7 protein-coding genes are annotated in these 9285 nt (G+C 39.8%); 5 read left to right on the top strand and 2 right to left on the bottom strand.

Annotated elements, in window-relative coordinates:
- Nucleotides 1-503 precede the first annotated feature (503 nt).
- Nucleotides 504-1892 (top strand): multidrug transporter subunit MdtD, encoded by a 1389-nt coding sequence (gene mdtD, locus GVI43_RS07580; RefSeq protein ID WP_159566253.1) that lies wholly within the window; start codon nucleotides 504-506, stop codon nucleotides 1890-1892.
- Between the two features lie 37 nt (nucleotides 1893-1929).
- On the opposite strand, the gene kup is transcribed toward mdtD, so the two are convergent.
- A complete protein-coding gene (gene kup / locus GVI43_RS07575; protein ID WP_159566252.1) occupies nucleotides 1930-3798 on the bottom strand; it encodes a low affinity potassium transporter Kup in 1869 nt (622 codons plus the stop codon).
- A 239-nt stretch (nucleotides 3799-4037) separates the two neighbouring features.
- Here kup and ravA point away from each other — a divergent pair, with 239 nt between their 5' ends.
- Nucleotides 4038-5555 (top strand): ATPase RavA, encoded by a 1518-nt coding sequence (gene ravA, locus GVI43_RS07570; RefSeq protein ID WP_159566251.1) that lies wholly within the window; start codon nucleotides 4038-4040, stop codon nucleotides 5553-5555.
- On the top strand, nucleotides 5555-7015 hold the full coding sequence (viaA, locus tag GVI43_RS07565; RefSeq protein ID WP_159566250.1) for an ATPase RavA stimulator ViaA: 1461 nt from the start codon (nucleotides 5555-5557) through the stop codon (nucleotides 7013-7015). Before ravA ends, viaA begins: the two co-directional genes overlap by 1 nt.
- Here viaA and asnA read toward each other — a convergent pair.
- Nucleotides 7012-8001, bottom strand: a complete 990-nt coding sequence (gene asnA / locus GVI43_RS07560) for an aspartate--ammonia ligase (protein ID WP_159566249.1) — start codon at nucleotides 7999-8001, stop codon at nucleotides 7012-7014. The genes viaA and asnA overlap by 4 nt on opposite strands.
- Before the next feature lie 154 nt (nucleotides 8002-8155).
- Between asnA and asnC the strand changes: the two genes are divergently transcribed.
- Entirely contained in the window at nucleotides 8156-8617 is a 462-nt protein-coding gene (asnC, locus tag GVI43_RS07555; RefSeq protein WP_159566248.1) for a transcriptional regulator AsnC, read from the top strand.
- A gap of 95 nt (nucleotides 8618-8712) precedes the next feature.
- The gene (gene mioC, locus GVI43_RS07550; protein WP_159566247.1) at nucleotides 8713-9162 is read left to right on the top strand and encodes an FMN-binding protein MioC; all 450 of its coding nucleotides are present in this window, start codon (nucleotides 8713-8715) and stop codon (nucleotides 9160-9162) included.
- Nucleotides 9163-9285 lie beyond the last annotated feature (123 nt).

Below are 9285 nucleotides of genomic sequence, written 5' to 3'. Positions count from 1 at the left end.
ATTGTCTGATAAATTGTTAAAGAGCGGTGTTGCGGGGAAGAAACTTCCTGCAACACGGGCTGCGAATAATACGCTAACCCGCCGGAGAGTCAAGGATTAAATCTGAGATTTTTGCCTGAACGCCTCGCGCTGAACGGCGGTTTGCCGTGTCAGTGGAGGCGCATTATAGGGTCTGAGAATCATCTGGCAAGCGTTAAATCGCAATTATTATCTGAACGCTTTATTTTTCGCCATTTTATCTAATAAACTTACATAATTGGCTTTGTTATCGCCTGAAAATCAAAATATAGATGTTAATAGCACTAACGAATTAAATTATTCATCTAATATTATAGAACAATCACATATCAGATAAATGAAGTTACTAAGCCGGAACATCATCAGTCAATTGTTGATGCAATACTTAAGAAAAACTGCGCTGAAGCACTAAAAGCAACGCAAGAGTTATTAGAAAAAGATATTTAGCCAATCATCTTATTTCTAATATAAATCTAGGATATAGAATGACTAAATCAGCACGTAGCGTCGCTGGCCTGCCCTGGATTGCAGCTATTGCTTTTTTTATGCAGGCTTTGGACGCAACGATATTAAATACCGCTATACCGGCTATCGCTAAAAGCCTTAATCATTCTCCGCTTGCAATGCAGTCAGCTATTATTAGTTATACTTTGACTGTTGCCATGCTCATTCCTATCAGTGGGTGGTTGGCTGACCGTTTTGGTACTCGTAAAATATTTTCTATATCAGTTTTTTTGTTTGTTCTTGGCTCTTTGTTTTGTGCCTTATCGCCAACTTTGATGATCTTGGTCTTATCCAGAGTTATGCAAGGCATTGGCGGAGCCATGATGATGCCGGTGGCAAGGCTGGCATTATTAAGAGCATATCCACGCAGTGAATTACTCCCTGTTATGAATTTTGTCACTATTCCAGGCCTAATTGGCCCTGTTATAGGGCCGTTATTAGGCGGATGGCTGGTTACTTACGCAACATGGCATTGGATCTTTCTAATTAACATTCCTGTTGGTTTACTGGGTATCTTTTATGCCCGCTGCTATATGCCTGATTTTACAGCACCAAAACGCAGATTTGACGTTTTAGGTTTTATGCTTTTTGGCCTAAGCTTAGTGATGCTTCTCTCTGGCCTGTCGCTTCTTAGTGAACGTATAGTTCCTACTTATTTAGCCATCACAATGTTATTTTCAGGGATCTTTTTATTACTACTTTACATAAGACACGCTACTCGCTGCCCTCATCCTCTGTTCAATTTATCACTATTTCATACCCGTACGTTTTCAATAGGTATATTAGGAAATATTATTTCACGATTAGGAACCGGCAGCATACCTTTCCTTATACCGCTGATGCTTCAGTTAGGATTTGGCTATTCCGCTTTAATTGCAGGATGTATGATGGCCCCCACGGCCATAGGTTCTCTTATCGCTAAATCAGCAGTAACTAAAATATTAAACCGCTTTGGTTATAGAAAAACCTTAGTGGGAGTGACTTTTTTGATTGGGTTGATGATATCTCAATTAGCACTACAAACAGCGACAGAACAACTTTGGATATTAATAATTCCACTAGTTATTCTTGGTATGGTGATGTCAACTCAGTTCACGGCAATGAACACCATAACCCTAGGAGACTTAACTGATAATAATGCCAGTCAGGGCAATAGCTTGATGGCAGTAACACAACAATTATCTATCAGTTTCGGTGTGGCGGTCAGCGCAACTGTTTTATATACCTATCAGACATTTTCTCACGGCAGCACTATTGATAACTTTCACTATACGTTCATCACTATGGGCGTTATTACGCTACTATCATCATTAGTCTTTATCATGCTAAAACCCGGGGATGGAGATCATTTACTGGGTAATAAAAACTAAAGCCCCCCCGATTAATTAAGGAGAGCTTCAGAGGCGGTTAAATATCGATTTGAGTTCCCAGTTCTATCACTCTGTTAGGCGGAATTTTAAACTGGTCCGCCGCCCTCAAGGCATTACGGTTAAGCGCCAGAAAAAGCTGCCCTCTGATTCTTAAATACCACGGGCGCTTACCTAGCTTAACTGACTCATGCGAAAGGAAGAATGAGGTTTCATCCATCCGGAAAGAAAGTCCTTCTAATCCACATAAGTAGAAAACGTTCTCAACGTTTGGCGTTTCTTTATAGCCATAGCTGGTTACAACCCTCCAGAAAGAAGGCGAAAGCTGCTCGATAGTCACTCTCTGCACGTTGTGAACATAAGGCGTATCTACCGTTTTAATGGTTAACAATATGACTCGCTCATGCAGCACTTTATTGTGGGTCAAATTATGCAATAGTGAAAAAGGAATAACGTTGGTCGTCCTAATCATGAACACTGCGGTGCCATTAACCCGCGTTGGTGGATTCTTTTCTAATGACGCGATAAGCGCTTCTAAAGAATTACCGTGCTCGTTTAGCCGGCGTAACAATCTAAAGCGCTCGCTTTTCCAAGACGTCATGATAATAAACATCACCAAGCCCAGTGTTAGCGGCAACCAACCGCCGGAAAATATTTTAATGGCGTTAGCAGTAAACAATGGAACATCAATACACAGCAGAATACCCAATATTGTTACTGTTGCTATACGCGGCCAGTGCCAGTTTCTATAGGCAACAGAGCATGAAAGTATTGAGGTAATAACCATTGTACCCGTCACTGCAATACCATAAGCAGCGGCCAGATTGCTGGAGTGCTTAAAGGTAGCAATAACAATAACAACAGCGATAAACAGTAACCAATTGATGGCAGGAATGTATATTTGACCGGCTTCCATATCAGAGGTATGCAAAATCCTCATAGGAGGAAGATAGCCTAAATGCACCGCCTGTCTGGTCAGAGAAAATACGCCGGATATCACTGCCTGCGAGGCTATTACGGTCGCTAAAGTAGCCAGTATCAATAAAGGAATTAACGCCCAATCAGGTGCTAATAAGAAGAAAGGGTTTTTTATGGCTTCCGGACTTCTTAATAATAAAGCGCCTTGTCCAAAATAGTTTAATACTAAAGATGGCAAAACAACGATAAACCACGCATACCTGATAGGCATTTTACCAAAGTGCCCCATATCAGCGTATAAAGCCTCAACGCCGGTAATGGATAAAACAACGGCCCCTAACGCAAAGAAAGACAGTGTCTTATATTCAAGAAAAAATCCGATAGCCCACATAGGATTTAGAGCTGAAAGCACTTCAGGGCTAGCAATAATGCTTCTTACGCCCAGCAGCCCAATAACGATAAACCATAACAGCATGACCGGAGCAAAAACTTTACTGACGCCGCCGGTACCATGTTTCTGAATACAAAATAGGATAGTTAAAACTAGAATCGCACAGGGAACGATGTAAGGTTCAAGAGATGGGGCTAGCAGTTCCAGACCTTCCATCGCAGACATCACCGAAACTGCTGGCGTGATAACAACTTCCCCATAAAAAAAACTGCCACCAATTAGCCCAATAATAACAACAAATGCCGTTTTTTTATCACTGGCGTATCTACCAGCCAAAGACATTAACGTTAATATCCCCCCTTCACCGGCATTATCAGCCCGCATAACAAAACTGAGGTACTTCAGGGATACAACAATAATCAGCATCCAGAAAATCAGAGATAAGAAGCCAAAAATGACATCAGGCTCAACGCTAAAGCCATAATAACCAGAAAAACATTCCCTTAAGGTATAAAGAGGGCTAGTACCTATATCACCATACACTACACCAATCGTAGCCAGCATAGCTGCGGGTAAGGAACGTTTATTATCAGTACTCATAATGATTTCTTTTGTCAGCTTTAAGTAGGGCCACCGCGCAGGGGCACAGCATCAAAATGGATATGGCTTAAATATAAACCAAATATCAATATCCTGTATTAGTTGCTATTTTTACCAAAATTTTTTAATTACAACACCTTTTATTGTATAAACAATATTTACTTAATTTATAAAAGTATTACTAATCAGACATCTGCTATAATTTTTAGAATCATTTATTAATCAATAAAAAACCTATCATGCTTAAATATCAAACAAAATCGGAAAGAATAACTCGTTTAAGCAGCATACTTGAAACAGGTCTTTATGAGCGCCAGCATACGGTAAGGTTATGCTTACTCGCGGCGCTTAGCGGAGAAAGCGTTTTTTTGCTTGGTCCTCCAGGAATAGCAAAAAGCTTAATCGCCCGCCGGTTAAAATACACCTTTAAGCAAGCCGACGCCTTTGAATATCTGATGACTCGATTTTCTACGCCTGAAGAAGTATTTGGTCCTTTATCTATTCAGGCATTAAAGGAAGACGGTCGTTATATAAGGCTAACAAAGAATTATCTTCCTGAAGCTGAAATCGTTTTTCTTGATGAAATATGGAAAGCCGGGCCTGCTATATTGAATACGCTGCTTACTGCCGTCAATGAACGGCGTTTTCGCAACGGTGATATGGAATCATCTATTCCATTAAGACTTTTGGTTACTGCATCAAATGAGCTCCCTGAAGACGATAGCAGCCTGGAAGCGCTTTATGACCGAATGCTGATAAGAATATCCCTGAATAACGTTCAGGAAAAAGATAATTTCTTAGCATTAATTAGCCATCAGGAAAATGATAAATTAAGTCCTACAATTGAATCATTAAGCATCACTGATGAAGAGTATCTTGAGTGGCAGAAATCGATAGGAACGGTAAAACTACCGGATGAGGTATTTGAACTTATTTATGCACTGCGTCAAAGCTTAAACGAGTTAGATAATGCACCTTATGTATCCGACAGACGCTGGAAAAAAGCCATTCGTTTATTACAGGCTAGCGCTTTTTTCAGCGATCGTGAATCTATTAGCCCTATAGACATCATATTATTAAAAGATTGTTTATGGCATGACATTAAATCTTTATCGCTCATAGAGCAGCAAATAGAACAATTAATCACCGTACAGGCCTATCAACAACAAAATATTATATTTCAAATTCAACAAATTAATTCAGACTGGATTAAATACCAACAACAGCAATCAAACCAACGATCGTTAAAAGTAGAAAGAAAAACGACTCTATTTAACCGTAAGCAGATTTATGTTCTCACCAATAATATAGCTGAAAGCAAAGTTACCTTATTATTGCAAACCCCGTTAAAACTACATGGTATTGAAGTTAGTCATATTATTTTAGAAAAACAGCAGCTTGAGCTATGGTTAACTAAAGGAGAATTACTAAAAGGTAAACTCAATGGCATCGGGTTTTCACAATCTTTAGATATTGTCGTTGATAACCAGCAACAGTTGACTATCAGAGATGCCAGCCTAAATTCTTCAACGCTGTACTTATCAGATAATCAGCCTCATATAAAAGTATCGGAAGAGCTTGTTCAGCGATTGAAAAACGTAGAATCTCGCTTAAGTGAGCAACGAAAACGTTTTGCTAACGTTCAGCCATGCCTATTTATCAATAAGCAGTGGTTAGATAAAATTGAAGAAAGCCTACTGGCTGTACACCAAGAAATTGAAAAACAAAAACAGCGGTTTATCGGAATTAATCCGTAATGTTAGATCTACAAACTATAGAGTTACTGCTTTCAATTACTGAAACAGAACTGATAGACGAATTACTCATCGCCCTTCTGGCAGCCCCGCAGTTGATCATTTTTTTTGAAAAGTTTCCGGCTATAAAAAAAGCGCTAAATAAAGATCTACATATATGGAAAATGAAACTAGGGCAAAAACTACAGCACACAGCGGTTCCCCCGGTTATTTCAGATGAGTTTTATCTTTATACAGAAACACGCAATATAAATAATCATTTATTTTTTAACCAGTTGCCTAAAATTATTCTTAAATTAGAATATTTAAATTCTCCTTTTACCCCACAGGCAAAAAAATTATCTAATACTATTGAGCAAACCAGTGACAGTTTTCAGCACCTATTTTTACGCCAGTGGAGAAGAAGCCTATCGCATCAAGTTACTTCTCTACATAAATCATTAATACAAGAGGATTTAGATCAACTCATTGCCGAACTTCAGGAAAGGATAGCTATTAGCAGTGCATTAGAACCCTTTTTAGTTGAGAACGAGCAAAGTTCTTCTCAACTATGGGATATGAGCCGCAGTGAAAAGTATAAATCTGACTGTGATACTTTAATTGAATACGGACGATTCCTTTCACAACAGCCTGAATTACTTAGCTTAGCCGAACAGTTAGGCAGAAGCTATCAGCCTACATCAGTCGATCGTAAAGATGTCCATTATGAACAATTCAGAACGATGGTCCGGGAACCCGCTATCCTGCCTGAAGGGGTAACCGGCATAAATCAAAGTAATGATATTGCTCGTATTCTGCCAAGTGAAATGGCGCTGCTAAATATTGATGAGCTGGAATTTGAATTTTATCGCCGTTTTTTAGAACATCGCCTGCTTACTTATCAACTAAAAGGCGAAATATGGAGAGAACAGATCCGGACCAAAGCAGTATCCAAGAGCGTCACCGATAAACAGGCTAGAGGGCCATTTATCGTTTGTGTTGATACCTCCGGATCTATGAGCGGTTTCAATGAAAAGTGCGCTAAAGCATTCTGCTTGGCGTTGTTACGTATCGCAATGGCTGATGGCAGGCGCTGCTACATTTTATTATTTTCAACCGACGTTATTCACTATGAGCTAACGTCAGAAAGCGGGCTTAGCGAAGCCATTCGTTTTTTAAGCCAATGTTTTCAGGGAGGAACGGATCTGGCAGCTTGTTTATCTGAAACATTAGAAAAAATAGAGCAAAAGGATTGGCAGGATGCAGATACCGTCATTATTTCCGATTTTATTGCCCAACGGTTACCAGACAGCTTAATCAACAAGATAAAAAATAAGCAAAAAAAACATAGCCACCGTTTTCACGCAGTAGCTATGTCTAAACACGGTAAACCAAATATAATGAAAATATTCGATCACATCTGGCGTTTTGATACCGGCCTTGGGCAACGATTACGTCGCCGCTGGTCGATAAAAAAACGTTAAAGCATACAATCTACAGTTTCACGCAGCTCTGGTGCCCATACACCGCACTGAACCTGACCAATATGCTTTTGCTGGAGCAATAGCATAACTAAACGGGACTGACCAATACCACCACCGACTGTTTGTGGCATCTCACCGCGTAACAGTGACTGGTGCCATTCCAGTGATAAGCGCCCTTCGTCATCAGTTAACGCTAGCTGGCGCTTCAGCGTTTGCGCATCAACGCGAATACCCATAGAAGAAAGTTCAAACGCATCTTCTAATATCGAGTTCCATACCAATATATCGCCGTTTAAACCGTTTCCTTCAGTACCTTCGCTGGTCCAGTCATCATAATCAGGCGCCCGAACATCGTGAGACTCACCGTGAGATAATTTACCACCAATACCCATTAAGAAAACAGCACCTAGTTCTTTAGTGATAGCACGTTCACGACCTTTAGCATCGAGGTCCGGATAACGTTGTAATAGTGACTCGCTATGAACAAAGTGAATTTCAGCAGGTAAAGACGGCTTTAGTCCAAACTCTTGGGCAACGGCTGCTTCAGTTTCTTTAATGGCTGAATATATAGTACGAACCGTTTCTTTCAGATAGGCAGAAGTGCGTTGAGTATCTAACATCACTCTTTCCCAGTCCCACTGATCGACATAGACAGAATGAATGGCGCTCAGGCGATCTTCATCGGGGCGTAATGCCTTCATGTTGGTATAAATACCTTCATCGGCAGTAAAACCAAAACGGCCTAAAATTTGACGTTTCCATTTTGCTAAAGAGTGAACCACTTCAAAGGTAGCCCCGGGAATTGCTTTTACTTTCACCTGAACGGCTTTTTCATGGCCAGACAGGTTATCTTGGGTGCCATCACCAACTCGGCTTAAAATAGGCGCCTGAACTTCAACTAAACCAAGTTTTTGTTCCATCTGGCGAGAGAAAAAAGATTTAACGAAAGTAATTTGCTGCTGTTTTTGAATGAAGGGCTGTTTCATTGTGTTTATCTCAGTGCTGTTATGTTGTATACGACTATTAAGCAACAGAACGAGGTGATAATTCAATATTCAACAATAAATATAGCTATTACAGTTTTAATTACTCATTTTTAAGCCTACATTAATAAGAATAATGTAATAACTGGAGTGAAAAATGGCTGATAATTATCAGATCGATAATTTAGATCGCAGCATACTTAACAAATTAATGAAAAATGCGCGGGTTCCTTACGCTGAATTAGCTAAAAATTTCAACGTAAGTCCGGGCACTATCCACGTTCGGGTAGAAAAAATGAGGCAGGCAGGCATTATTTTAGGTACGCAGGTAGAAATAAGCCCAAAACGGCTAGGATACGATGTTTGCTGTTTTATTGGCATTATTCTGAAAAGTGCAAAAGACTATCCTTCAGCGCTGGCTAAGCTAGAAAGCTTAGAAGAAGTGGTTGAAGCCTATTATACAACTGGGCACTACAGTATATTTATTAAGGTAATGACTCGGTCCATCGATGGGTTGCAACAGGTACTTATCAACAAGATCCAAACCATTGACGAAATCCAGTCAACAGAAACGCTTATATCCTTACAGAATCCTATTATGCGGACGATCAGGCCATAACTTATTTTTTATAATACCCACATTATCCACAGGTAGATCCCAGCTGTTTCACAGCGTACAATACGGCTCCAAACGGTAAAATCCAAAGGATCCTTATGTCAGATATAACATTGATCAGTGGTAGTACTTTAGGTAGTGCAGAATACGTTGCCGAACATCTTGAAGAAAAGTTGAATCAGGTCGGATTTACAACTGAGATCCTGCACGGTGCTGAACTAGATGAATTAAAATGTGAAGGTATCTGGCTGATAGTCACTTCAACCCACGGCGCAGGAGAAATTCCCGATAATCTTTTGCCGCTGTTTAAACAAATAGAACAACAAAAAGTAGATCTAAGCCATCTTAAATTTGGAGCCATAGGTTTAGGCAGTAAAGAGTACGATACTTTTTGTGGCGGGATCGTCACTGCCGATCGAATTTTGCAGGATCGTGGAGCAAAAAGGATAGGCGATCGACTAGAAATTGACGTGACTGAACATGAGATTCCTGAAGATCCGGCAGAGGTTTGGTTAGAAAATTGGATTATTTTACTCAAAAACGATTAATAAATACGCACTCAGTTGTGTATAAGTATAGTTTAAATAGGTGTTTAACCTGTAGTTATCCCAATAACAACTAATTAATCAAATCATGATTGTGGATAACTAGCAATACTACACCCAGCTTAT

This window comes from Budvicia diplopodorum, assembly GCF_009800925.1.
Taxonomy (GTDB): domain Bacteria; phylum Pseudomonadota; class Gammaproteobacteria; order Enterobacterales; family Enterobacteriaceae; genus Budvicia; species Budvicia diplopodorum.
Note: the sequence above shows the minus strand (reverse complement) of the source record. Positions and strands in the feature narration are given on the sequence as shown.